Source organism: Allobosea sp. FBZP-16 (genome assembly GCF_002831785.1).
Taxonomy (GTDB): domain Bacteria; phylum Pseudomonadota; class Alphaproteobacteria; order Rhizobiales; family Beijerinckiaceae; genus Allobosea; species Allobosea lupini.
In genome coordinates, this window is sequence record NZ_LNCQ01000006.1 from 224,819 (window position 1) to 246,486 (window position 21,668).

Annotated in this window: 27 protein-coding genes and 2 pseudogenes; 21 read left to right on the plus strand and 8 right to left on the minus strand. The window is 64.6% G+C overall.

The window, feature by feature from the left end; genetic code table 11:
- Positions 1-4: 4 nt before the first annotated feature.
- Positions 5-922, plus strand: a complete 918-nt coding sequence (locus tag CXY91_RS01505) for a glycosyltransferase family 2 protein (protein WP_100959070.1) — start codon at positions 5-7, stop codon at positions 920-922.
- A 1-nt stretch (position 923) separates the two neighbouring features.
- On the opposite strand, the gene CXY91_RS01510 is transcribed toward CXY91_RS01505, so the two are convergent.
- Together CXY91_RS01510 and CXY91_RS01515 are read right to left on the minus strand one after the other, a co-directional pair.
- On the minus strand, positions 924-1,511 hold the full coding sequence (locus CXY91_RS01510; protein ID WP_091830551.1) for a CatB-related O-acetyltransferase: 588 nt from the start codon (positions 1,509-1,511) through the stop codon (positions 924-926).
- A 106-nt stretch (positions 1,512-1,617) separates the two neighbouring features.
- Positions 1,618-3,501 carry a hypothetical protein gene (locus CXY91_RS01515; protein ID WP_100959003.1) on the minus strand — a complete coding sequence of 628 codons (1,884 nt, stop codon included), beginning with the start codon at positions 3,499-3,501 and terminating at the stop codon, positions 1,618-1,620.
- A gap of 282 nt (positions 3,502-3,783) precedes the next feature.
- Here CXY91_RS01515 and CXY91_RS01520 point away from each other — a divergent pair, with 282 nt between their 5' ends.
- Complete coding sequence (locus CXY91_RS01520) at positions 3,784-4,269, plus strand: DUF192 domain-containing protein (protein WP_465246831.1); 486 nt, start codon at positions 3,784-3,786, stop codon at positions 4,267-4,269.
- A 37-nt stretch (positions 4,270-4,306) separates the two neighbouring features.
- Here the strand turns inward: CXY91_RS01520 and CXY91_RS01525 are convergent, their stop codons facing one another.
- Complete coding sequence (locus CXY91_RS01525) at positions 4,307-5,023, minus strand: IclR family transcriptional regulator (protein ID WP_158673222.1); 717 nt, start codon at positions 5,021-5,023, stop codon at positions 4,307-4,309.
- A 156-nt stretch (positions 5,024-5,179) separates the two neighbouring features.
- Here CXY91_RS01525 and CXY91_RS01530 point away from each other — a divergent pair, with 156 nt between their 5' ends.
- Both CXY91_RS01530 and CXY91_RS01535 read left to right on the plus strand, forming a co-directional pair.
- Entirely contained in the window at positions 5,180-5,974 is a 795-nt protein-coding gene (locus CXY91_RS01530) for a transporter substrate-binding domain-containing protein (RefSeq protein WP_100959006.1), read from the plus strand.
- A 14-nt stretch (positions 5,975-5,988) separates the two neighbouring features.
- The gene (locus tag CXY91_RS01535) at positions 5,989-7,140 is read left to right on the plus strand and encodes a M24 family metallopeptidase (RefSeq protein WP_100959007.1); all 1,152 of its coding nucleotides are present in this window, start codon (positions 5,989-5,991) and stop codon (positions 7,138-7,140) included.
- 174 nt (positions 7,141-7,314) lie between these two features.
- Here the strand turns inward: CXY91_RS01535 and CXY91_RS01540 are convergent, their stop codons facing one another.
- The 4 genes and pseudogenes from CXY91_RS01540 to CXY91_RS01550 all read right to left on the minus strand — a co-directional run bounded on the left by CXY91_RS01540 (position 7,315) and on the right by CXY91_RS01550 (position 9,114).
- Positions 7,315-8,463, minus strand: coding sequence for a tyrosine-type recombinase/integrase (locus CXY91_RS01540; RefSeq protein WP_100959008.1), 1,149 nt, complete (start codon positions 8,461-8,463; stop codon positions 7,315-7,317).
- 20 nt (positions 8,464-8,483) lie between these two features.
- Positions 8,484-8,645 (minus strand): annotated as a pseudogene (locus CXY91_RS31265) (helix-turn-helix domain-containing protein); the annotation flags it as partial.
- Between the two features lie 2 nt (positions 8,646-8,647).
- A complete protein-coding gene (locus CXY91_RS29965; RefSeq protein WP_158673224.1) occupies positions 8,648-8,800 on the minus strand; it encodes a hypothetical protein in 153 nt (50 codons plus the stop codon).
- A complete protein-coding gene (locus tag CXY91_RS01550; RefSeq protein WP_100959010.1) occupies positions 8,797-9,114 on the minus strand; it encodes a hypothetical protein in 318 nt (105 codons plus the stop codon). The genes CXY91_RS29965 and CXY91_RS01550 overlap by 4 nt, the downstream gene beginning before the upstream one ends.
- Before the next feature lie 50 nt (positions 9,115-9,164).
- Here CXY91_RS01550 and CXY91_RS01555 point away from each other — a divergent pair, with 50 nt between their 5' ends.
- From CXY91_RS01555 to CXY91_RS01630, 17 genes are all read left to right on the plus strand, one after another.
- Entirely contained in the window at positions 9,165-10,784 is a 1,620-nt protein-coding gene (locus tag CXY91_RS01555) for a hypothetical protein (RefSeq protein ID WP_100959011.1), read from the plus strand.
- Positions 10,781-11,308 (plus strand): phage baseplate protein, encoded by a 528-nt coding sequence (locus CXY91_RS01560; protein WP_100959012.1) that lies wholly within the window; start codon positions 10,781-10,783, stop codon positions 11,306-11,308. Before CXY91_RS01555 ends, CXY91_RS01560 begins: the two co-directional genes overlap by 4 nt.
- Positions 11,309-11,317: 9 nt before the next feature.
- On the plus strand, positions 11,318-11,638 hold the full coding sequence (locus CXY91_RS01565; protein ID WP_100959013.1) for a phage baseplate plug family protein: 321 nt from the start codon (positions 11,318-11,320) through the stop codon (positions 11,636-11,638).
- Positions 11,635-12,510 carry a phage protein gene (locus CXY91_RS01570; RefSeq protein ID WP_100959014.1) on the plus strand — a complete coding sequence of 292 codons (876 nt, stop codon included), beginning with the start codon at positions 11,635-11,637 and terminating at the stop codon, positions 12,508-12,510. Before CXY91_RS01565 ends, CXY91_RS01570 begins: the two co-directional genes overlap by 4 nt.
- The gene (locus CXY91_RS01575; RefSeq protein WP_158673225.1) at positions 12,510-13,214 is read left to right on the plus strand and encodes a Gp138 family membrane-puncturing spike protein; all 705 of its coding nucleotides are present in this window, start codon (positions 12,510-12,512) and stop codon (positions 13,212-13,214) included. Before CXY91_RS01570 ends, CXY91_RS01575 begins: the two co-directional genes overlap by 1 nt.
- Positions 13,215-13,217: 3 nt before the next feature.
- Positions 13,218-13,586 carry a contractile injection system sheath initiator gene (locus CXY91_RS01580; RefSeq protein WP_100959016.1) on the plus strand — a complete coding sequence of 123 codons (369 nt, stop codon included), beginning with the start codon at positions 13,218-13,220 and terminating at the stop codon, positions 13,584-13,586.
- A gap of 8 nt (positions 13,587-13,594) precedes the next feature.
- Positions 13,595-13,924 (plus strand): hypothetical protein, encoded by a 330-nt coding sequence (locus CXY91_RS01585; RefSeq protein WP_100959017.1) that lies wholly within the window; start codon positions 13,595-13,597, stop codon positions 13,922-13,924.
- A 1-nt stretch (position 13,925) separates the two neighbouring features.
- On the plus strand, positions 13,926-14,492 hold the full coding sequence (locus CXY91_RS01590) for a hypothetical protein (protein WP_100959018.1): 567 nt from the start codon (positions 13,926-13,928) through the stop codon (positions 14,490-14,492).
- Positions 14,492-15,217 carry a baseplate wedge 1 family protein gene (locus CXY91_RS01595; protein WP_100959019.1) on the plus strand — a complete coding sequence of 242 codons (726 nt, stop codon included), beginning with the start codon at positions 14,492-14,494 and terminating at the stop codon, positions 15,215-15,217. Before CXY91_RS01590 ends, CXY91_RS01595 begins: the two co-directional genes overlap by 1 nt.
- 15 nt (positions 15,218-15,232) lie before the next feature.
- On the plus strand, positions 15,233-16,501 hold the full coding sequence (locus CXY91_RS01600; protein WP_100959020.1) for a hypothetical protein: 1,269 nt from the start codon (positions 15,233-15,235) through the stop codon (positions 16,499-16,501).
- A 2-nt stretch (positions 16,502-16,503) separates the two neighbouring features.
- Positions 16,504-16,962 (plus strand): hypothetical protein, encoded by a 459-nt coding sequence (locus tag CXY91_RS01605; protein WP_100959021.1) that lies wholly within the window; start codon positions 16,504-16,506, stop codon positions 16,960-16,962.
- 541 nt (positions 16,963-17,503) lie between these two features.
- On the plus strand, positions 17,504-17,677 hold the full coding sequence (locus CXY91_RS29970; protein ID WP_158673227.1) for a hypothetical protein: 174 nt from the start codon (positions 17,504-17,506) through the stop codon (positions 17,675-17,677).
- A 44-nt stretch (positions 17,678-17,721) separates the two neighbouring features.
- Positions 17,722-17,988, plus strand: coding sequence for a hypothetical protein (locus tag CXY91_RS29975; RefSeq protein ID WP_158673228.1), 267 nt, complete (start codon positions 17,722-17,724; stop codon positions 17,986-17,988).
- A 1,012-nt stretch (positions 17,989-19,000) separates the two neighbouring features.
- Positions 19,001-19,411 carry an N-acetylmuramoyl-L-alanine amidase gene (locus CXY91_RS01615; RefSeq protein ID WP_282569355.1) on the plus strand — a complete coding sequence of 137 codons (411 nt, stop codon included), beginning with the start codon at positions 19,001-19,003 and terminating at the stop codon, positions 19,409-19,411.
- A gap of 203 nt (positions 19,412-19,614) precedes the next feature.
- Complete coding sequence (locus CXY91_RS01620) at positions 19,615-19,884, plus strand: Pam3-gp28 family putative phage holin (protein ID WP_100959024.1); 270 nt, start codon at positions 19,615-19,617, stop codon at positions 19,882-19,884.
- A gap of 13 nt (positions 19,885-19,897) precedes the next feature.
- Positions 19,898-20,380, plus strand: coding sequence for a hypothetical protein (locus tag CXY91_RS01625; RefSeq protein WP_100959025.1), 483 nt, complete (start codon positions 19,898-19,900; stop codon positions 20,378-20,380).
- Positions 20,367-20,720, plus strand: a complete 354-nt coding sequence (locus CXY91_RS01630; RefSeq protein WP_100959026.1) for a hypothetical protein — start codon at positions 20,367-20,369, stop codon at positions 20,718-20,720. Before CXY91_RS01625 ends, CXY91_RS01630 begins: the two co-directional genes overlap by 14 nt.
- Positions 20,721-20,763: 43 nt before the next feature.
- On the opposite strand, the pseudogene CXY91_RS30770 reads toward CXY91_RS01630, so the two are convergent.
- A pseudogene (locus CXY91_RS30770) lies at positions 20,764-21,668 on the minus strand (hypothetical protein); the annotation flags it as partial.

The following is a 21,668-nucleotide window of genomic DNA, read 5'->3' on the forward strand; positions in this document are numbered from 1 at the left end:
GGCCATGAGCCATTCCGCCACCGACGTCACCGCCATCGTCGTCAGCTTCGACAGTGAGCAGGTACTGCCAGCCTGCCTCGCCGCGCTGGCAGGCGAGGGCGTCGCGACCATCGTCGTCGACAATGCCAGCAGCGACGCTTCGCCTGAGCTCGCGGAGCGGCATGGTGCCCGGGTCCTGCGCAACGAGCGCAACGAGGGCTATGGCCGCGCCAACAACCAGGGCGCACGCGCGGCGGCGACGCCCTTCGTCCTGATCGTCAATCCCGATCTCGAAATCCAGCCCGGGTCGGTCGCAGCCCTGCTGGCGGCGGCGGAAGCTTATCCTGACGCCGCCGCCTTCGCGCCGCGGCTGGTCGAGCCGTCGGGGCGCGTGTTCCTGCAGCCGCGCTCGCTGCTCTCGCCCGATCATCTCAACCGGGCGCGCCGGATCGTGTTGCCGGAGGGCGATGCCTGCCTGCCCTTCCTGTCGGGCGCCTGCCTATTGCTGCGACGCGAGGTCGTCCTGGGCCTTGGCGGCTTCGATCCTGCGATCTTCCTGTTCTACGAGGACGACGATCTCTGCCGCCGCCTGCGCGAGGCTGGTCACGCGCTGATCCATGTCGATGGGGCGGGCGCGCGTCACGGGCGCGGCAAGTCGAGTGCCCCGTCGCCGCAGCGCCGCTTCACGGCGCGCTGGCATCTCGCCTGGTCGGAACATCATGTCGCGCGCAAATGGGGACTGCCGCTGCCAGGTTCAGGAAAGATCGCCGAAAACCTCGCCAAGGCAATCGGTTACGGCCTGATCCTGAATCGCGACAAGATGTACGCCCATGCTGGCTCGGCACTGGGCGCGCTCGCCGGCCGGGCCGGTCGCAGCGCACTGGCGCGACAGGGGCTGAGTGAGCAGCCCCTCCTTGCTGGCACGGACCCTGTCTTGCGATGAGCTAAGGTGCCGCGCCGGGCAGGTCCTCGATCCGTTCGGACAGAAGCGTCGGAATGAGCCGCCTGATCTCGGCTTCCGGGAGCAGCCACCAGCTGCTACGCAGCAACGCCGCGATGCGCTCCTCGCTCATCCGGTAGCGCACGATGCGGGCTGGATTGCCGGCGACGATCGCATAGGGCGGCACGTCCCTCGTCACCACTGCGCGCGCCGCCACCACTGCGCCATGGCCGATGCCGACGCCGGAGAGGATGAGCGCCTGCGAGCCCAGCCAGACATCGGAGCCGATGACGACGTCGCCGCGCGAGACATCGGCTCCGGCCAAGCCCGCGGCATCGGGCCAGAGGCCGGACATGGCGGGAAAGGGATATGTCGTCGCCCATTCGGTGCGGTGATTGCCGCCGAGCATGATCTCGATCCCGTCGGCGATCGAGCAATAGCGGCCGATCGTCAGCTTCGCGCCACTCTCGGGAAAGCGGACCTTGGGCCGGCCATAGGAATAGGCGCCGATCGTGATCTGGCCGGGCCGACGCGCCACCAGATTGGCGAGATGAAGGCGTGTCTGGTTGTGCGGGTTGATCCAGCGGCGCAGAAAGCCGCGTGGGCCGGTTGGGAGACCGGCCCACCAGATGGCAAGGGCGTCCGGACGCCAGTCGGCGTCCGGAGCAGGCAGGATTGGCGAGCTCAACGCGCCGACCTCACTCCGCCGTGGCGTCGACGTTGATCTTGTCGAAGATCTCGGTCGGTTCGCCGAGCGCGATCACATCGGCGAGGCCGAGACCGGCCGGTGTCTTGGCTGTGGCCTTCACCGTGAGCGTGCCCGGCTTGGCGACGAAGCGGGCGACGGCGTTCGCCAGCGCTTTGGCGCCATCGGAGGGTCCAAGGATGGCCGCAAGGCCGAGGCTCGCCATCATGCCGTATTCGCGCCGGACGTCCTCGACCTTGCGCTTCGACTTCTTCGCCTCGTTCTCGATCAGCTTCTCGGCGAGGCCGAGATTCTGCAGCTTCAGCTCGACAGTCTTGGCGGTGGCACCGAGCAGCGCGACCTGCGCGAGCGCGATATCGCCGGTGAAGACCTCCTTGCCGATATTGCCGAGCATGCCGGTGGCGTCGAGCCTGGCCATGCCGGCGCCGCCGAGCGAGAGCGTGCGGATGGCGAACTCCTTGCTCGCCTCCTGCCAGGCCAGGGAGAGCTTCGCCGAAAGGTCGATATTGCGGTAGCCCATCGCCAGCAGGTCCTTGGCGGCGGGATTGTCGGCGCTCTCGACGATGGGGAAGGTGATCTTGTCGAGCGTCAGCGTCATGTCGGTCGGGATGCCGTTAAGCTGCTCGCCGGCCTTGAGCTCGAAATTGCCGAGGCCGACCTGGATCGGCGGGCCGGCCGGGCGGCCGCGCTTGCCGTCCTGCGGCACGCTCATCTGCACGCCGCTCATCTTGACCGTGCCGAGCTTCGGGATGAAGCGGCGGAAGTCGAGCGCCTTGATGTCGACCGCGGAGTTGGCGACGGCCTTGATCTCGCGGATGACACCTTCCAGCGAGAAGCCGGAATAGCCGATGAGGCCGATGACGCCCTTGGCGCCGCTGCCTTCGAACTGCAGGCCCTCGATGGCGACGCCCGATTTCTCGGGGGCGTCCTCGCCGAAGGCGATGCGCGAGAAGCGCATGTCGACCGGCTCCGCCTTGGCGCCGGGCTTGGGCGGCGTCTTCAGCGCCATCACGATGTCGCGGACCTCGCCGCTGCCATAGTCGACGGCGTCGAAGATCTCGGCCATGGCGACGAGCAGCTTGCGGTCGCGCGCCTCGCTGATCGCCGGGTCTTCCTTGCTGTTGAGATTGCGCGAGGCCTTCTCCGATTCGTCGCTGAGCTCGGCGATGCGGGTCAGCAACTCGCCCATCGGCTCGGAGGCGACGCGCGCCTTGAAGCCGCGGATCGAGGCCTTGCCGGCGGTGACCTTGCCCTGTTCGCCGAGGTCGAGGACGTAGCCGTCCTGGTCGATCTTGCCGATGATCGGCTGCAGCGGAGGGGTCTCGCCGGGCTTGGCCTTCTCGCCGAAGATGCGGGCGATCTGCATCAGGTCGAGCACTTCGAAGCTGGTGCGCTTGATCTCGCCGTTCATCGGGCCGGTGGCCGCGCCCTCGACCTTGATCGTGCCGTCGCTCGATTCGCCGCGGCCGATCCGGCCTTCGCTGATGTCGAAGAATTTGATGTTGCGATAGGTGGTGACCTGTTTCTGTGGGCCGAAACTCTGTTCCATCACCAGGGTGGGGGCGCTGATCTCGCTGGCCGTGAGCTTGCCGAGCCGGGTGATTGCGCTCTCGCCGGGCTGGCTCGCGCCGGCCACGCCGCCGGCCGGGGCGGCGCTGGTGCCTGACAGGAGCAGCGCGCGGAAGCTGTCGCGGTCGAGCGGAGTACCCTTCACATCGAGCTTCGGGATCGACACGACGAACTTGCCGAAGTCGAGCTTCAGATTGTCGAGCTGGAAGTCGGCGGCGGAAGCTGAGCCCGTCAGGAGGAGGAGCAGGAGCCCCGCCGTGGGCAGCGGCCGGGAGCTGGCAAGGCGGCGGCCGGACAAGATCGTCATTGATGGTCTCCTGAAGCATCGTCGAGGCCCGCGAGCGCATAGCCCGGGCCAAGCTCCGATTGGTGACGTCAGAGGCGGATTCGCCGACGGCACGGCGAATTCGCTTCCGGTGGGAAGTCGCCGCAGACCCTGCCGCAAGGCGGCGGCGAAAGGAAGATGCGAGCGGTGCCGATCGGCGAAAAGCTTGACGGAGGGGCGCAGCTTTGTGCCATTGGCCCCAGAACCGCCACGAGGCCGCGGCAAGGCTGCCGCGGGGATGGCTTTGGGGCGCGAGGCGCGATGATGTCTGTTGTAGAACGTGTGCTGCGGGGCGTCTTCGCCGCCGTGCTGGTCGCCGGTGCCTTTGCTATGCTGCCCAAATCCGCCGAAGCGCAGGGCGCGCCAGCTGCGGGGCTGGAGCCGCTCGCCATCGTCACGAGCTCGGGACGTCACACCTTCCAGGTCGAGGTGATGCGAACGCCGGAGCAGCGTGCGCGGGGCCTGATGCACCGTCAGTTCATGCCGGCCGATCGCGGCATGCTCTTCGACTTCAAGCAGGTCGAGCCGGTCGCGATGTGGATGCAGAACACCTATATCTCGCTCGACATGCTGTTCATCCGCGCCGACGGCACGGTCGCGCGCATCGCCGAGCGGGCGGAGCCGCTCTCGACCCGGACGATTCCCTCGGGCGAGCCGGTTCTGTCGGTGCTCGAGCTCAACGCGGGCATCGCCGAGAAGCTCGGCATCAAGCCCGGCGACAAGGTCGAGCATCCGCTGTTCAAGCGCTGACCTTCTCTTGGCCTGACTGTTGGGCCGGACGTCCGGCTCACCCCAGTCTTTCGGAAATGGCGCGGCAGGTGGCGAGCAACGCCGCCAGCGCCTCGCGATGCTGCGGACGCGCTTCGCGCCGGTTCAGATAGGGCACGACGATGCTGGCGATGGCCTGGCCCTTGCGGTCGAGGATCGGTGCGCTGATGTCGGTCACGCCGACGACGTCGTGGCTGTCGGCGATCAGGAAGCCATCCGCGGCGATGGCTGCCAGCCCGGAATCAGAATCAGCGCCATCGCGGAAGGCGAGGATGACCTGGCCCGAGGTCGAGGCGGCGGCCGGCCGGCGATAGCCCAGCCGCAGCGTGAAATTGATGTCGCCGGGCCCGGCGATCGCGACGATCACCACCGTCTCGCCCTTGCTCAGCACGACCAGATGCGAGGATTGGCCGATCGTCTCGCTCAGGGCCTCCAGCGCCGGTGTCGCGATCTCGACAAGGTCGCGGGCGCGCGGCACCCGCATGCCGAGCTCGAACAGGCGGTTGCTGAGTGCGATCTCGTCGGTCGCGGGATCGCGGTCGAGATAGCCGCGCTCGATCAGCACGAACAGCATGCGGAAGATCTCGTTCTTCGAGCGCCCGAGCCGCTCTGCGATCGCCCGCGCTGAAAGTGGCGTCTGCGCCAGCGCCAGCAACTCGATGATCTCCAGGCCTTTTTCCAGAGCGGGCGCCGGATAGGGGCGGGAGCGGGCATCGGCGGCGGTCTCGGCCGTCATCGGATCTCTCCGGCTTGCTTTATTAGCGAAGCTTGACTGCATATACGAAACCGATAGCATTCCGCTAGGTCATCGTCGGTCTGCCGATGAGGGCAGGTGCGACCGGCCTTCCGGCTGCAGAAGCGGCCGGCATCAACGACAAATCGGGGGAGCATCATGGGACACGCTTTCAGATCGGCGATCTTCGGCGCCCTTGCCCTGTTCGCCGGGCTGGTCGCCAGCCTGCAGGCCCATGCGGACAAGCTCGACGACATCCTGTCGAAGGGCGTAGTGCGCATCACCGTCTTCGCCGATGTGCCGCCCTTCGGCATGATGAACGCCAAGCGCGAGCTCGAAGGCTTCGACGTCGACATGGCCAAGCTCGTCGCCAAGTCGCTGGGCGTGAAGCTGGAGCTGGTCCCGGTGCCGGCGGCGAGCCGTATTCCGTTCCTGCTCACCGACAAGTCCGACATGAACATTGCGGCGATGTCGATCACTGCAGAGCGCGCTCGACAGGTGATGTTCAGCGCGCCCTATGCCGACACCGCGCTCGCCGTCTACGGCGCCAAGGCGCTGGCGGTGAAAGCGGGCGCCGATCTCGGCCGCAACCGCATCGCCGTCGCCAAGGGTACGACCGAGGACCTCGTCCTTTCGGCGCTGGCGCCCTCGGCCGACATCATGCGCACCGAGGACAACGCCACGGCGGTGCAGGCCTATCTGGCCGGCCATGCACAACTGCTTGCCGCCAACAGCGTCGTCGTGGTCGAACTCGCCAAGCAGAACCCGAGCAAGGAATTCGACTTCAAGTTCGCGCTGCGGCGGGCCCCAGCCCACATCACCATCCGCCGCGGCGAGCACGACCTGCTGCGCTGGCTCGACACGCTGATCTTCCAGAGCACGCTGAACGGCGATCTCGACGAACTCCACAGGAAATGGCTGGGCGGGCCGATGCAGCCGCTGCCCGCGCTCTGAGAGCGGCGCGGGAGATGTCGAGGCACGACTTCGCGGTCGAGGAATTCGCCGAACGGCGCGCCCAAGTGCGGCGGGCGATGGCGGAACAGGGGCTGGACTGGCTGGTGCTCTTCCATCCCGTCTCGATCCGCTGGCTGACCGGCTCGGACGCCAAGAGCTACCAGGAGTTCCAGTGCCTGCTGGTGCCGGCGGCGGATGGGCCGATCGCGATGATGGCGCGCGAGGGCGAGCGGGCCGAGATCCTCGACGATGCCCTGGTCGACCGGTTGGAGACCTTCGGAGGTGGCGAGAACGAGGACCCGATTCCGCGATTCGCAGGTCTCGCCGACGAACTCGGCATGCTGGCCGGCCAGATCGGCGTCGAGGTGCCGGCCTATTATCTGCACCCGCATCATTACAGCGCGATCCGCGACCTGTTCGGCTCGCGTTTCGTCGAAGCGACCAATCTCGTCCACGATCTCACGCTGGTGAAATCGCCGACCGAGCTCGGCTATATCAGGCGGGCGGCGGCGATCGCTGACGATACGCTCAGCGTCTTCGGCAAGGCGCTGCGCGTCGGCCGCAGCGAACTCGAGGTCGCCGGCGAGGTCTATGGCGCGTTGCTGGCGCGCGGCAGCGGCCTGGCGGCGAGCCCGATCAACCTCGTCTCCGGCGAACGCTCCTGCTACAGCCATGGCGCCCCGACCGAGCGCCGGCTGCAGGCCGGCGACTACGGCAGCGTCGAATACGGCGCGACGGTCCGGCGTTACACCGCGACGCTCGGCCGGCAATTCTGCCTCGGCCAGCCCAACGCCAGGATGCGCGATCTCTACGAAATAGCCCGCCGCGCCTGTGACGCTTGCATCGCCGAGATTTGCGACGGAGCGCCCGCGACCGCTCCGCACGACGCGGCCAAGCGCGTGATCGGCGAGGCCGGCCTCGAGCATGGCCGCGTCCACACCTCTGGCTACGGGCTGGCGCCCGGCTTTCCGCCGAGCTGGGGCGAGCCGATGCACATGATCGGCGGCAGCCGCTACACCCTGCGCGCCGGCATGGTCGTCAGCGTCGAGCCGCCGGTCTTCCTGCACGAGGAAGGGCTGGGCGCGCGCCTCATCGACAACGTCCTCGTCACCCGGGGCGGCTGCGAACTGCTGTCACGCAGCTCGCGCGATCTCATCGTCGTCTAGGCATTGCGGCTGCGCGGGCTGTTCCCATCCCGCCTGTTCGATGCTATGGCGTAGCGCGTTGCTTCGCCTCGTCGAGGTACGGCGACGGTTCGGTAAGTGATTCCATGCACTTGCAGGATATTCGGGGTATAGCGCAGCCCGGTAGCGCATCTGCTTTGGGAGCAGATTGCCTAATCATCCAATCCTCTTGATATCGCTGGTGTTTTTCGCCTCGGTTCCCGTCTCCTGGGAACTTTCGCGGGAAGAATGCGCGGAATCCATCGCGCGGCGCAGATCGTCCTCCGTCGCGTGAGCGTACTTCATCGTCGTCGCGATCGAGGCGTGCCGGGCCAGCTTCTGCCCGAGCTTCAGGTTGCCGCTGTCCCTGACCAGGCGCGTGATGCCAGTGTGCCGGTTGTCGTGGAAGCGGTAGCCCATCAGCGGATCCGCCTTGGACGACTTCATGCCGGCGCGCTTTCGGGCGCGGCGAAACTCGGTCTTGAGCCCTTCCATGGTAATCGGCCGCGGCGTCAGGTTATCGGCGCCTTCTTCGTGCCGCTCCGGCTTGTAGAGCCAGACAGGGCCGGTTGGGCTCGTCTCGCCCGCGGGGATGACGCTTCGCAGAATGCGCTCCATCTCGACCGAGAGCGGGATGAAGGCGATGACCTCCCCCTTGCCGACGAGGTTCAACCTGCGACCGCCCCAGTCGACATGCTCCCACCGCATTGCCAGCAACTCGTGCCGGCGCAGAGCTGACAGTACCGCGAAACGGATGATCGCCTGATAGGATGGGCGCAGCTTGGCGAAGAGCTTCTCCTCTTCGGTGTCGGTCAGCTCGCGCACGCGTTCCTTCGGTTCCTCGAGCAGGTGCTCCGCCCATTCGATCTTCGCGACCTTCTGGCCCCACAGTGAGGCCCGGCGCAGGATCGCCCGCAGCGGCTCCAGCACCGTCCGGTTGACCGTCGAGTCCGCGACCTTCTCAGCCTGGCGCTGGACGACCAGCCGCGCGACGAGATTGTCATCGATCTTGCTAACCAGCGTGCTCTTGCCGACCTTTGTCTGGAGCCATTCGAGATAGCGCTCGACCTCTGTCGAGCGGGCGCGCTTGCCGCCCTTCTCTCCGTACCAGCGGCTTGATGCCACGGCGAAGGTCATCGGCTCGTGTCCGGCGTCCTGCGCCGCAACCGTGTCCGCTTCCCGGCGCTTGTCCTTGACGAATTTCTCTGCCGCTCTGCGCTCCGTTTCGCCCGTACAGCCGCGAAATCGATGACCTCTAACCCTGAAGTCGTAGGCGTAGACGCCGGCCTTTTCGTCCCAGTAGAGTCCTCTGACCTTGGCTGCCATTGAGTGCGCCTCCTGCGCGCGATGAAGTCGTCGAGATCGGAAGGGGAAAGCCGCCACGCCGGGCGGCCTCCAGTTCCGACGTCGACTGCAGCAACATCGCCGCTTCGAATCAGCTTGCGCAACTGCCGCTCGCAGATCCCGAGCACTTCAGCGGCCTGCGCCATGGGGATCAGTGAGGGCATCCTCACCTCCCGCCCATATGCGGCCAGTCGCCGGGGGCGTCCTGCATTGGCTCGGGGGTGGCGCGCGAGTCCGCGATCCACAGTGCGGCTCGGATGAGCGCGTAGACGACCAATGCCGCGATGATCCCGGCGGAGAAGCCTTGCCACGTGATCATGCCATCACCTCGAACAGGCTGGCGATGCCGACCGCGAACGGACCTACGACAGTGATCAGGAAGGCTGCAGCGCGCTCACCGATCTCGTCGATGATCCAGGCATTGACGATACGACCGTCATCGACCGCGCGGCGTTCGACGCACCACAGTCGAATACCGATCTTGCCGCTGGGCGGGTAGCGATCGAAAGCCTCCGCCGCGAGCACTGGATCCAGATACTCGGGCAGGGCGGGCACGATGCCACGCTCGATCCGGTCAACAACCTTGCGGGCGCCGGCTTCGCTATCGGCTGGGATGTAGTAGCGGACGGTCATACGAACCTCCGGGGCGGAAGGGGCTTGCCGAGTGCTCGGGTGGCCGAGCGTTGCGGCGCGAATTTCGGGAAGGCTGGGCCGCGCAGCCGCGATGGCGGGCGGATGCCGAGTTCCGCGCGCTTGTTGCGCTTGGCCTTGGCCGCGCGGGTATGGTCGTCGGCGTCCTTCTCCGCCTTGCAGCGGTCGAGATGGGCCGGGCCGATGTTTCGGTCGCAGCGTTCGCCGGACTAGTTGCCGGTGGCGGCATTCTCGCCGGTGTCCTTGCGGCAATCGGGGCCAAGGCCGCGCTGGCCCGCCGCGAGATGGCGCTCACGGCCAAGACGGCCGGCACGACCGCCGGAAACCTTGAAACCGTCACCAACGTCTTCAAGGGCCTCGGGCTCGGCGACGAAGCGGAGAAGTCCGCCCAGGCCGCGGTCGAGAAGATGAACGAACTCACCAAGGCCATTAAAAAGGGCGGTGAGGAAGGCGAAGAGGCCAAGAAAAAACTCAAGGATTTCGGCATCGATAGCAGCTTGGCGATCGGCGCCGACGGCAAGATGCGCGACTCCTCCGCGCTGCTCCTCGATGTGGTCGAGGCCTACAAGACGGCGCAGGGCAAGGCCCAGGCTCTCCGGACGAAGCAGGGAACGACGGCCAATCCGCGCCAGAAGCGCAAGGTGGGCGCGCAGGCTCTAGAGCAAGAGCGCAAGGCCGACCAACTCGCCGAGAATGCCGGCATCGAGGGCAAGCTCAAGGTCCTGATCGACGAAAAGTCGATGCCCGAGCTGCGAGCGATGTACGAGCGTATGGCATCATTGATGTCGACTACGTCGCCGGGCAGCGAGCAGCAGCAAGCAGAGGTCGCAAAGCAGGCGGCAGAGGCCGGGCTCAAGTTTGACGCCGTTCTCCAAGGCGTCGCGACGCGCTTCACCGAGCTCGGAGTTGTGGTCGCAACTCAGCTGCTCCCCCCCCTCAACACTTTTCTGGACGGCGTAGTCGGCTTTGCCAAGAAAATCGGCCTGATTTCGGAGACAGTGGGCGAACGCAACGCGCGAACCGAGCAGGAGCGCGAGGCGAACCGCGGCCGTGTCATGAGCGCTCCCCGGACTGTCGAGGAAGCAGAGCGTGCAGCCGAAGCCTCCCAAAATCGCTTCGAGGCCGACGTCCAAGCACGGGCTGCGGCTCGAAAGGCTCGATACGGCACTTCCAGCGAGTCGCCGCTGCCGCCGAACCGTGCAGATTCTTCGGCGTCGCCCCTCGGCGCACTGCCTGAATGGAATCCGCGCTCCGTAGCGTTGGCTGCGGCTCCGGCTCGTATGGGCCCGGGCGCTCCGACCGCCCCCACGATGTCCATGCCCGCTCCGACGCCGGGTTGGCTGGACGGGCTGAAGTCGCTTCTCCAATCTGTCCCGAAGATCAAGGCCGATCTCTCGCCTGAGATGAACGCCTCGAAGATGAAGAACGCGGCGGCGCAGAACAAGGTCGAGAACAATCTAACCGCGACTGCCACTGCTACGGCGACCTTCTCGGGCATCTTCGACGCCGAAGCGGCGCGGAAAGTGCAGCAAATGATCGACCAGTCGATCCAGCAGGCGGCCGGCAAGCTGAAAGCGCAGGGCGCTGGCGTTCTTGGCGCCATCTCTGCGAAGGGCTCCAACTCCGGGACGGCGTCAGCCGCATCGCCGTGACCTGCATCGTCATCAGCCGCAAGATCGGCCCGGTGAAGCTCGACGCGGTGATGCGCGAAGAGCACCGGGCAGAGATGGAGATCGCTGAGCACCCGGTCGAGAGCGGGGCGAAGATCAGCGACCATGCCTGGTCGAAGCCCTACATCGTCCGCCTGGAGGCGGTCGTCGGCCGTGCCCGCGCCAAACAGGCGTGGAAGCAGTTGCTCGAGTTCCAGCAGAAGGCCGAGCCGTTCGACCTCGTCACCGGGCTCGTCATCTACAACTCGATGCTGGTCAAGGAACTGACTGCCACCCGAGATCCGGAGCACAGCCAGGTTCTGCATTTCGAATGCGAGCTGCAGGAAGTCCGGATCGTCGACACGGAAGGCGGCGGCAAGGACGACGCTGCGAATGGCGGCAAATCCAAGAGCGATGCGGCCAAGCAGACCTCTCAGCGCGGCCAGGTCGCGGCTCGACCGGCGCAGAACATCCCAGCAAACACGAACAACACGCTGGCCAACGCTTACGCCGCGCAGAAGAGCTGAGTCCTGTCCATGGCCACCGTCATTCGCGAGCTGCCGATCACGTCGGCGCCGTCGCAGGCGTTCACCACGACGCTCTCCGACAAGCGCTGCGACTTCCGCGTCAACTATTCGACCTGGGCTGATCGCTGGTCGTTCGATCTGTCCGTTGAGGGCGTTCCGGTGCTCGCCGGCAGACGGATTGTGACGGGCGTCGATCTCGTTGCGCCGTTTCGGCTCGGCATCGGCTCGATCATTGCCGCAGGCTGGGGTGACCAGGAGGCGGAGCCGAACCGCGACAACCTTCCAAGCGGTGTCGTCCGGCTCTTCCATGTGGCCGAGGAATCGGCATGACCCGGCAGTGGCTGCGCGAGATCGAGGTCACGATCTCGGGCTCTGCCGGCACGATCACGGTGAAGGATCTCAAGATCGACTTCTCGGTCCAGAAATCGATCGGATCGAAGCAGAACACCGCGACGATCTCGGTGTGGAACCTGACCAAGTCGCATCGCAAGCAGCTCGGAGAAGAGTTCGACCAGATCGAGCTCAAGGTCGGTTACCGCGATGGCCCCAAGACCGTCCTGTTCAAGGGCTCGATCCGGGACGTCACGCACACCAAGGAAACCGCTGACATCCAGTCCGAGATCGAGTGCGGTGACGGCGACGAGGGTATCAACAAGGGTGCAGTCAGCAAGACGTTCGATGCCGGGACGAAGCCCAAGGAGGTCATCGAGTATGTCGTTAAGGAGATGCCGAAGACGACGCTCGGCAATCTCTCTGCGGGCATCGCCAAACTGGCTCCGTTCTCGCGGCCCGTCTCGCTCTTCGGCTGGGGCTTCCAGGCGCTCGACTCGCTCGGCCGTTCCAACGGCTTCTATTGGAGCGTCCAGAACGGTCAGGTCGAGGTCGTCCAATACGACGAGGTGATCGAGGACGGTGGGCCTGTCGTGGTGTCCTCTGAGACCGGAATGATTGGCGTCCCCGAGATCACTGACAAGGGCGTCAAGGTGAAGGGGCTGCTGAACGCCAACATCATGCCTGGTCGCCAGATCGATGTGCGTTCCGATTTTCTCGACGAGGACAGTGGCCGCGACAAGCGCAAGTCGGATGAGGGCGGCGGCATCTTCCGCGTTTCGAGCTGCACCTTCTCAGGCTCCAACCGCGGCGAGGACTATTTCGTCGAGGTTGAGGGCAACCGCGTCGAAGGCGGCAAGGTGAGGAAGTAATGGCAGGCTATCAAGGATCGTCGACGCGCCGCAGTCCTGTGGAGGCACTGGCGGCCGCCATCGAGGCAGAGTGCCGGGAAATCAACACCGTCATCGATGGTGTCATCGTCTCATTCGACCGGACAACGCAGCGGGCCACGATCAAGCCGAAGCTTCAGCGAAAGTTCGGCGACAAGGTGCTGGAAGCGCCCGACATCAAGGAAATCAAGGTCGCTATGCCTGGCGGCGGCGGCTTCGGGGTGCATTACGATCTGAAGCCCGGCGACCCCGTCACGCTGATGATCCGGCAGCGCAGCGTCGACAAGAGCCAAACGGAGGGCGGCAACACCGACAACGCGCCTGGCCGGATGCATGACCTCTCCGACGCGGTCGCCTATCCGGGCGGCGGCGAGGATTCGAAGGTCATGACGAACATGCCTGAGGGCGGCGCCCATATCGGGACGACCGATGGCAAGAAGGGTCTTCAGCTGCGGGCCGATGGCTCCCAAGCGATTGTCGGCGGCCCGGATGGGGCCGACAAGCTCATTATCGCGCCTGATGGGCGGGTAGACCTCAAGGCGGGTGGCGAAACCCTCTTCGAGATCCTGGGCGATTTCGTCACCATCTTCAAAAATCACCAGAACGGCGGGTCGCCGATGCGGCCCAGCGACATGGCCGCGGCCGATACCCTGCTCGTCCGGATCGGCAGCATCAGGGGCTATTGAACGATGGCGCAGTTCGTCGGCCTCAGCATACTGCCGCATAACGACCTGCAGCTCGACGCGACCGGCTCGCCAGTGCTCGTCACCGAGGGTGAAGCGATCGGCCAGCACATCCGGCAACGGCTGATGCTGTGGTCAGGCGAATGGTTCCTGAACGAAGCCGCGGGCGTGCCCTGGCTCGATCATGTCCTAGGCAGGCCGCCATCCGAGATTGAGCTCGCCGAGGCTGTGATCAAGGCGGAGATCATGGCCACGCCCGGCGTGGCTGAGATCATCGAGTTCGAGGCACGCTACGACCGCGCCTCGCGCGGGCTCCACATCGACCGGTGCCAGATCGCAACCGTCCTCGACGACCTCATCGATATCGAATTCTGAGGCAAACCATGCCCTATGGCGTCATTCCGAGCGGCTTTGAACTCAAGCGGCTGCCGGAGATCCTTGCCGACCTGGAAGCGGCGAACGTCGCGACGTTCGGCCCGGGCGTCATTCAGACTGCGGCCTCCCCGCTGGGCGAGATCAATGGCCTCCACGCGGACCTGGCGGCAAGCCTCTGGGAGCTGGCCTTGTCAGTCTACCAGAGCCTCGACCCGGACCAGGCCGAAGGTGCTCGCCTCAATCAGATCGCCAAGTTGCGCCTCCTTTCCCGGGGGGGAAAGCGAAAGCGATCTCGCGTTCCGGCAGGCGATCACCAATGCTGGCCGCGCCCGCATTGACATGAGCGACCTCTCGCAGGCGCTGTCGGCTCTGACGGGCGTCACCTATGCGCAGACCTTCGTCAATGATCTCGACGCCGCCGATAGCGACGGCATTAGCGGCCATAGCGTCGCCGTGGCCGTGCTCGGCGGAGATGATGACGAGATCGCGCGTACGATCCGCGCCTACGTCGTTCCTGGTATCGGCACGTACGGCAACACGACGGTCGAGACTGAGATCGAAGGCTTCTGCCGCTCCGTGCGGATCATTCGTCCCGAGGTGATCCCGATCGAGCTAGAAGTCGACGTCATCGCGCGTCCTGACCGAAATGGTTGTCCGCCGCCGGCGGCGCCGGTCATCGCCGCAGGCATTGCGCAAGGCATGACGGGCTCGGAGCGCCCCCGCAATGGTCAGGACGTCACGGAGTTCCTTGTCCGACGCATCGTCGAGAGCCGGTATCCAATGCTCGAGGTCCAGGAGGTGAGGGCGGGGGTCATCCCTGCCACCCCGACGCTTGTTCCGCTGGCGATCTCGTTCTTCCAGATCATGCAGATCTCAGTCGACAAGATCACCGTCTCGGTGGCGTGATGGCGGAGCGTTCTTGCCCTGTCGCCGGCGACCTCGTCGAAACTGAAATCGACCGGGTCGCCACGCAGTACCGCGAGGCGACGAAGTTCCTCGGTCTGGTCCGCAATATCCTAGCGGAGGGCGAGCGCGCTGCGATCAGCCTTTGCAGCCTGCCCGACTTCTTCGACCTCGACACAGCGGTCGGAGACCAACTCACGATCCTCGGTAAATGGCTCGGCTTCCCGCGGTGCCACTGCGTCTGCGGCGCCACGCCGCCCGTCGCAGGCTTCGACTGCGAAGAATATGCGGGACCTTACACTCTCGTTGGATTCTGCTCGCCTGGATCAAGCTGGGTCGATTGCCCGACTCTGGGCGACGGCGAGGTCTGCATCGACGACGACGAAGTCTATCGCAGGTACCTCCGCGCCCGTCGCTATCAGATGCTCGGCCTCTACGACATCGCATCGCTTCAGACCGCGATCCGGCAGGTCTGGGGCGAGACGGCACAGGTTGCGGACGCCGCGGTCGGCCGTGTCATCCTGTCGCCTGGCCGGGTGCTGACCGCCGCCGAAACGGCGCAGTTGCCGATTGCCTTCCGCGTTTTCCCGATCGCGCCGGGGATCAAGGCCTACATGCACATCGGCACGGGCCCAATCGCGGGGTTCGGAGCGGGCTGGGCCGGGTTCTGCGAGGACGCCAGCTGGCTCTGTGCGAGCGACCCGCACACCTACTTCTGCGTCGTCTAACCTTCAGAGGACAACATGGCGGATTTTTCCCCGGCGTTCGCTCACGCGAACGGCGACAAGCGCATGCCGACCGCAGGCGAGATCGAGGACGGGTTAGGCTGCGGGCCGCTGAGCTTGCCTCTGTTCAACGGCCTCTTCAATGCTCTGTACGCAGAGCTTGGGGGGCTGATAACACTCTCGGCGATCACGCCTTCCAATGCCAATATGCAGCAGGTCGCCGAGGCGGTCCAGTCGGGCCGAATTTGCTATGCGGTTGCTACGGGGACTGCCAACGCTTGGGTGGTGACACCCGTTCTTGCCGTGCCGGCCTATTCGGCCGGCCGGGTTCTCTGGATCAAGGCGCCGGCGACGAACACCAACACTAGCGTCACTGCTAACGTCTCCACGCTTGGTGCTCGACCGCTGAAAAAGGCTGATGGCTCGAACCCCGCGATCGGGGACATTCAGAACGGCCGTTGGTATCCCACGATCGACGACGGCACGAATATCTGCATCATCTCAATGCTGCCTAGCGACGCGCGCGCGGCGATGGTGGGCCTTACCGGCAATTGCGTTCTATGGCTCGATGGCACGGCCCTGCGCCTGTCGCGGAAGAATGGCTCGCAGCTGATCGTCAATGGGCAGCCGGTCGAGGTTCCGCTTGTCGGCCCGGCGTTGTCCACCGCGGGCAACAGCAACAGCGTCGACTACTTCATTTATGCCTATGTCGACGGCAGTGGCGCGCTGCAGCTTGAAAAGTCGACGACATCATACGTCATCGGCTCGGACGGCACGCCAATCAAGAATGGCGATCCGTCTCGGGCCCATGTGGGCATCGCCGGATCCAACGCGTCCGGCGCTTGGGAAGACAGCTTCTCCAATCGACTCGTCCGATCCTATTTCAATCGAGAATCGAAGCGCGGGTTCAACCGCTTTACGGCGGACCGGTCGACGGCTGCAGGATCGGGCTCACCGGCCGAAATCAACACCGAGATCCGCTGCAACTTCGTCTGCTATCCCGACGACCTCGTCGACGGTTTCGCTACCGGCTACTGTTTCAACTCAGGAGCCTCAGGCACGACCTACTCGGTGGTCACCTACGATGGCACTGTCACGAATAATTCTGGCATTTCCGCCGTATTCGGCACGTCCGGGGGGCCCGTTGCAGCTCACCAGCAAACCTCTGGCCTGACGGTCGGGCGGCACTATGCGACGCTCACCGGCTACAATTCCTCAGGCACCGGCACCTGGGGCGGCAACAGCGCCTCAGCACCATCCTGTCTTGTTCACGTCTCTCTGAGGTGATTATGAAACCGATTGGACCGACCTTTGGCGCCGAGCTTGATGCCGCTGGCCTCGGCGGCCTGCCCATCTCCTGGAGCGGAGATGGCGACTTGCAAGGGCTCGCGGGGCTCAGCACGAAGCAGAAGTCCGGCGTCAAAGCAGTGCTGGCCGCTCACGACGCCAACCGTATGCCCCTCACAGCACTGAAAGATGAGGCATTTTCGCTTATCACGTCTGTCATCTCGACCACTGCACAGCTCAACATGTCCGCCACTATGGCGGTGATAGCTGGCGCGCCGGCCGATCAGCGTTCGGCCGAGGAGCAAAGTTTCGCAGAAACTTTCGCAGCGGGCGTCGCCTGGATTCAGGCCGTTCGGCATCGCATGCAGGAGTTGGCCGATCGCGGAGGCGTGACGCCGGCAGGCGAGAAGAGATGGCCCAAGCCGAAACAATCAGTGGTTGATCTCGCCGCGATGTACTAAGCGACGCTGGGGCAGGGAAGAGATCTATGGATCGTCGTCGATTTCTAAAGCTCGGGGTTGCCGCGGCGGCCTCGCCTCTCATTCTGCCACGGCCGGCTCTGGCGACCGTGCCGTTGATCACGCATGGAGAATTCGCCAAGACGCACACGACCAAGAACGACATGTTCTGGAACTGGCGACGGGTAGAGCAGTTCACGATCGGGCTTCAGGTCGAGCGGAGAACGCGTTTTCGGCTCGGTTTTAACGCCTGCCTGAGGCTAGCTGATCGTATGGACCGGATGGCAGTCTATGCCATCAGCGCTGGTCTGCGCGGCCCCTCTACCGCAAACAACTGGCCTGGCACGGCCGACCCGTTTTGGTCTCGCCCTCCGGAGATTCGCGGCTGCTTTGTCCGTGCAAACATTCTGCCGTCGCTGATCACGTTCCCCAGCGGCCAAAGTGATCGTCACAAATATGCGACGCCATCGTTCAGCTCGGTCGGTTGGGTAGACCCGGGCTATGGCGCGTCGAGATTTGGGCGCGGTCGCGCTCCTCAGCATCGATGGGCCAAGCCACCAACTGGGATAATACCGTCGGCGAGAACCCTGGCGGCGACGGGCTCGTGATGTTCGATCCGGACCCATACGACGCCTATGATCCGAACTTTCCCGCGAACAACGCCGAGGTCTCTGCTAATACCTACCCGCAGAACCAGCTCTGGGTCGAGCTCGACTAGATTGCCGCTTACCCCATTAAAACAGAGAGGTCGACGTCCTAGAGATGCGTCCGACAATCTCCTCGGCCTTATGTGGAGCAATTTTCGGAGCTGCGCTGCAATTTACAGTCACGGCCGTAGAAATTACGCGCCCGGTTGATTTGCCTTCATTGATCGGAATGAGCGGCGGAGAGGCGAATTCACTCAGTACGAAGAATGCTTATCTCAATCGCCCCCGCGAATTTCTTGTATTTGAGCCGGCCGACATCGAACTTTTCGTGGTTGAGCCGCCGGGGGCAGATAGTGAAAAGGCGGCATCTGCAACTGGTTAGCTGGTCTCGGCCATTTTGTCGGAGGGCTCGGACGCTTTCGATATCGGCCTCGTACATAATACGCCGAAGGTAAACTCGTCAGACCCGCTCACTTGGAGTTGGCGGATTACACCCAAGAAGTCGGCGTCTTTCTGATCTCGATCGATGTTCTGTCGACCCCAGCAGATCGACCTAAGGATGTCGTCGCGAGCCTTCCCATCAAGGTAGCTTGGAGCGTCAGAGCAAAGGGCAACAGTGGGATGAAGTATCTTCTCACAGCATCAAATCTGGTGAGCGCTGCAATCTGGGCGGTCACTGGAGCAGCCGTAAGTCTTGTTGTCTATTTCGGGTTGGGCCTGTTCACGCGGCGTCTTTAGTCGGCCCCGCGCCCCGATCCCCTTCTCGCGCCGCCTCCGGGCGGCATTTTCATATCCGAGGGATATTCTACCACCTAGAGCCGCGTGCTGGTCTCAAGGGACGACAACCGCGTCGGTCGCAGGTGCTTTCCCAGACGCGGCCATCGACGATGCAGCGGCTGGGATTGCAGTCGACGCCGTCGCCGTAGCCGCCTCTATCCCACTGTCGCCGGCGAGGGCGCTCGTAGTCATCGTCATATCCGCCGTAGCCAGGAGCACCACCGCGGACCCGGCCGACAGGGCCGCTGATTGGGCGGCAGCCATATCGATCGCAGGTTGACTGCGTGTAGACGCCAGTCCGCGGGTCGACACAGCTTTGAGGTGTGCACTGCAACTGCACACGATGGATGTCGTTCGGCGCCGGGATCTCCGGAGCCGGCATTGCCCAGGCGCTCGAGGCGAGCGCACCGAGGATCAGAGCTGGGGCAAGAATTGAGAACCGCATGAGGTTTCCTCCCGTCGCGATGATCGATCGCGGCAGCTGAACGCTTCCTGACAACACAAGTTCCCGTGCCGCCTTCCGGCGGCTTTTCCTTACCCGGAGCACGACCATTACGAACGCTGAACCTCAGCGGGCGACGGCCTCTGTCTTTGCCCAGCCCAAGGCCACCCGTCGCATCGACGAGATCATCATCCACTGCACGGCGACGCCCGAAGGGCGCTCCGTTTCAGTCGATACCATCCGCAGCTGGCACATCGGCCAAGGCTGGAAGGATATCGGATACCACTGGGTCGTGCTGCTTGATGGCACCGTGAAGCCCGGCCGTCACGAGGCCCAGATCGGCTCGCACGTTGCTGGCCACAACACCGGCACGCTCGGCGTCGTGTACGTCGGTGGCGTTGCCGCTGACGGGAAGACGCCGAAGGACACGCGGACCCCGGCGCAGAAGGCCGCGCTGCTGGCGCACGTAAAGGCGCTGATCGAGCGCTATCCGACTGTCAAGAAGGTGACTGGCCACAACCAATACGCGGCCAAGGCCTGCCCGAGCTTCGACGTCCGGAAGGACGAACTCGGCCGCCTGGTCTGAGGTCGGCGAGAAAAAGCTGCCGGTGCCACTGGCTGGGGGGTCGGGGCGACCGGCAGCCGTTCGGAACATCCCCCCGAGTTTCGAACGCTTCTCAGCCTACTCCAAGACGCGCGCTCTTCAAGGCCTTGGAGCGCCCTTAATCCCGATCAATCGGCCGTTTCGAGCAAGCCGAGTTCACCACTAGCAGCAGCATGGAGAGCAGCATGATCAACAACGTTCAGTTCTGGAGCTTCCTGCGCCAGATCCTTCTGGCCGTCGGCGGCGGTCTCGTGACGAAAGGCTATCTGGATAGCGGCACGCTCGAGGCGATTGTCGGGGCGGTGATCACGATCCTGACGGCGGCGTATGGCCTGTACGTGCGGCGCAAGGCGGGCCTGGTGGCTGCTGCCGCGGCTTTGCCGGAGGTGGCGAAGATCGTCACCACGCCGGAGATTGCGGCCAGGGTCGACGATCCATCCGTCACGACACGATAGGGCAGGGCCAGTGATGCCCCATCGCGACAAGCCGCTGCCTGTCAGGCTGTATCTCGGCATCCACGATCATTTCCCGGCCCGCCGGTCGGAATGGGTGCTGGCCTGCATCCTAATCGCCTGGGGCTGGATCCTGCTGAAGCCGGCGGATGCATGCGCTGCCAGCCCGGCCTGGGCGCAGATGGCGGCGATGATGGGCGAAGAGGCCTGGGGCAAACTTGCCATCTCGATCGGCGCCTTCCGACTCCTTGCGCTCATCATCAACGGCACCTTTTCCCGGACCTGGTACGGGCGTTGGTCGCCGCATGTCAGGGCACTGGCGAGCTTCCTGACATGCTTCCTATGGTTCCAGATCTCGTTCGGTCTGTGGAATTCCGATGCGGCGACGACTGGCCTTGCTGTGTATCCCGGCCTGCTTGTGCTCGACGCGATGAACATCGTCGCCGCGACACGTGACGCGGGGAGCATGGACAAGGCCGTCTCTGATGACCGACCCTAGCGCGCTCACCACCGAGAACATTATCGGCACGCTGATCGCCGGTATCGGCATCGGCATCTATGCGCTGCGGGAGTACTTCAAGACCCGCAAGGCGCCGGCGACTGCCCAGAACGGCGACCGCGTGATCCCGGGCGTGACGATCGCCGACATGCAGCCGATCCGCGAGCTCGCTGCCGAACAGGCGCGTACCACGGCGGCCAATGAGCGGATCGCGGCCGCAGCCGAGGGCCTATTCAAGCTTCTGCGCGACCAGGCGCAGGACGATGCGATCGAGGAAGAGGTCGAGCGTCGCCTCCGGCAGCGAGAGATCGATCGGCGGCGCCGCACCACCAGATCCTGAATTGCCGGCCATCCGCCCCGCGATCGTGTGGCCCGCGTTGTAATCAAAGTTCGTTTGCGTCGGGGATGCGGATTCTTTCGGGGCTGCATCTTACTTCAGTAATTCGCTCATCATGTCTAGTGTTAATTTTCCGATCGCTAGTAGGTTCTACATTAAGTACCATATGTTGTCCGTTACTATATATCAAAATGACGAACATGTTTGATCTGGCTGGGCTTTTTATTAAAATCTCGCCGTAAGAATTGTCTTTCGATGTCGTCTCTATTACATTGACGACAATTCCATTGTCGCAGGCTGTATCCCATTTGCGAGACTGTACGGTCTTGTTCGTTGGACGTCCTGCCCTTCCGGGCATGTTAGTAGCCTGCTTTTGACGAGACTCATTGACTTCTGGTTTCGGGGGCTGGCTTGGCTTAGCACTATCACGAGATTTATCATTAGGAGCCGGGGAGCGCGAAGGTTTCGGCGCGACAGCGTCGGTTGAACCTGACAATCGAAGATAGTCCTCGGCCAGGGAGCGATAGGCGCAAATCGTGCCGCACCCCTTGAGATAGTCCTCATAGCGGCCGGAGCCGCCCAGCCTCACCCAGTTCTGCTCGTCGCTCGCGGCCTCGCCGCTGCGGCGCTTGTCGAGCAGCAGCGCCATCGCGGCCTCGCGATAGCCGCAGGTCTCGCCGCAGCGCGCGACGTAACCCTCGAGCGCGCTGCGCTCGCCCGCCGCCTTGGCCAGCTGCCAGTTGGCCTCGTCCCGCGCCACTGCCACGGCACGCGCCACCGCCGGCACCGGCTGCGCCACCGGCAAGGCGATCGAGGCGAGATCGATCTCCGGCGCCTGCTCGCGGCCGCTGTCACGCCGGGCTGCCGCCTCGACACTCTCCTTGAGGTAGCGTTGCAGGTCGGACCAGGCGAGCGGGCCGGTCTCGGGCGCGCCAGCCGGACGCGCCAGCC

Bases quoted from the DNA above. Each gene is read 5' to 3' on its own strand.
- CXY91_RS01505 (WP_100959070.1), top strand. From the start codon at position 5: ATGAGCCATTCCGCCACCGACGTCACCGCCATCGTCGTCAGCTTCGAC.
- CXY91_RS01515 (WP_100959003.1), bottom strand. From the start codon at position 3,501: ATGACGATCTTGTCCGGCCGCCGCCTTGCCAGCTCCCGGCCGCTGCCC.
- CXY91_RS01520 (WP_465246831.1), top strand. From the start codon at position 3,784: ATGTCTGTTGTAGAACGTGTGCTGCGGGGCGTCTTCGCCGCCGTGCTG.
- CXY91_RS01525 (WP_158673222.1), bottom strand. From the start codon at position 5,023: ATGACGGCCGAGACCGCCGCCGATGCCCGCTCCCGCCCCTATCCGGCG.
- CXY91_RS01530 (WP_100959006.1), top strand. From the start codon at position 5,180: ATGGGACACGCTTTCAGATCGGCGATCTTCGGCGCCCTTGCCCTGTTC.
- CXY91_RS01535 (WP_100959007.1), top strand. From the start codon at position 5,989: ATGTCGAGGCACGACTTCGCGGTCGAGGAATTCGCCGAACGGCGCGCC.
- CXY91_RS01540 (WP_100959008.1), bottom strand. From the start codon at position 8,463: ATGGCAGCCAAGGTCAGAGGACTCTACTGGGACGAAAAGGCCGGCGTC.
- CXY91_RS29965 (WP_158673224.1), bottom strand. From the start codon at position 8,800: ATGATCACGTGGCAAGGCTTCTCCGCCGGGATCATCGCGGCATTGGTC.
- CXY91_RS01550 (WP_100959010.1), bottom strand. From the start codon at position 9,114: ATGACCGTCCGCTACTACATCCCAGCCGATAGCGAAGCCGGCGCCCGC.
- CXY91_RS01565 (WP_100959013.1), top strand. From the start codon at position 11,318: ATGGCCACCGTCATTCGCGAGCTGCCGATCACGTCGGCGCCGTCGCAG.
- CXY91_RS01570 (WP_100959014.1), top strand. From the start codon at position 11,635: ATGACCCGGCAGTGGCTGCGCGAGATCGAGGTCACGATCTCGGGCTCT.
- CXY91_RS01575 (WP_158673225.1), top strand. From the start codon at position 12,510: ATGGCAGGCTATCAAGGATCGTCGACGCGCCGCAGTCCTGTGGAGGCA.
- CXY91_RS01580 (WP_100959016.1), top strand. From the start codon at position 13,218: ATGGCGCAGTTCGTCGGCCTCAGCATACTGCCGCATAACGACCTGCAG.
- CXY91_RS01585 (WP_100959017.1), top strand. From the start codon at position 13,595: ATGCCCTATGGCGTCATTCCGAGCGGCTTTGAACTCAAGCGGCTGCCG.
- CXY91_RS01590 (WP_100959018.1), top strand. From the start codon at position 13,926: ATGAGCGACCTCTCGCAGGCGCTGTCGGCTCTGACGGGCGTCACCTAT.
- CXY91_RS01595 (WP_100959019.1), top strand. From the start codon at position 14,492: ATGGCGGAGCGTTCTTGCCCTGTCGCCGGCGACCTCGTCGAAACTGAA.
- CXY91_RS01600 (WP_100959020.1), top strand. From the start codon at position 15,233: ATGGCGGATTTTTCCCCGGCGTTCGCTCACGCGAACGGCGACAAGCGC.
- CXY91_RS01605 (WP_100959021.1), top strand. From the start codon at position 16,504: ATGAAACCGATTGGACCGACCTTTGGCGCCGAGCTTGATGCCGCTGGC.
- CXY91_RS29970 (WP_158673227.1), top strand. From the start codon at position 17,504: ATGGGCCAAGCCACCAACTGGGATAATACCGTCGGCGAGAACCCTGGC.
- CXY91_RS29975 (WP_158673228.1), top strand. From the start codon at position 17,722: ATGCGTCCGACAATCTCCTCGGCCTTATGTGGAGCAATTTTCGGAGCT.
- CXY91_RS01620 (WP_100959024.1), top strand. From the start codon at position 19,615: ATGATCAACAACGTTCAGTTCTGGAGCTTCCTGCGCCAGATCCTTCTG.
- CXY91_RS01625 (WP_100959025.1), top strand. From the start codon at position 19,898: ATGCCCCATCGCGACAAGCCGCTGCCTGTCAGGCTGTATCTCGGCATC.
- CXY91_RS01630 (WP_100959026.1), top strand. From the start codon at position 20,367: ATGACCGACCCTAGCGCGCTCACCACCGAGAACATTATCGGCACGCTG.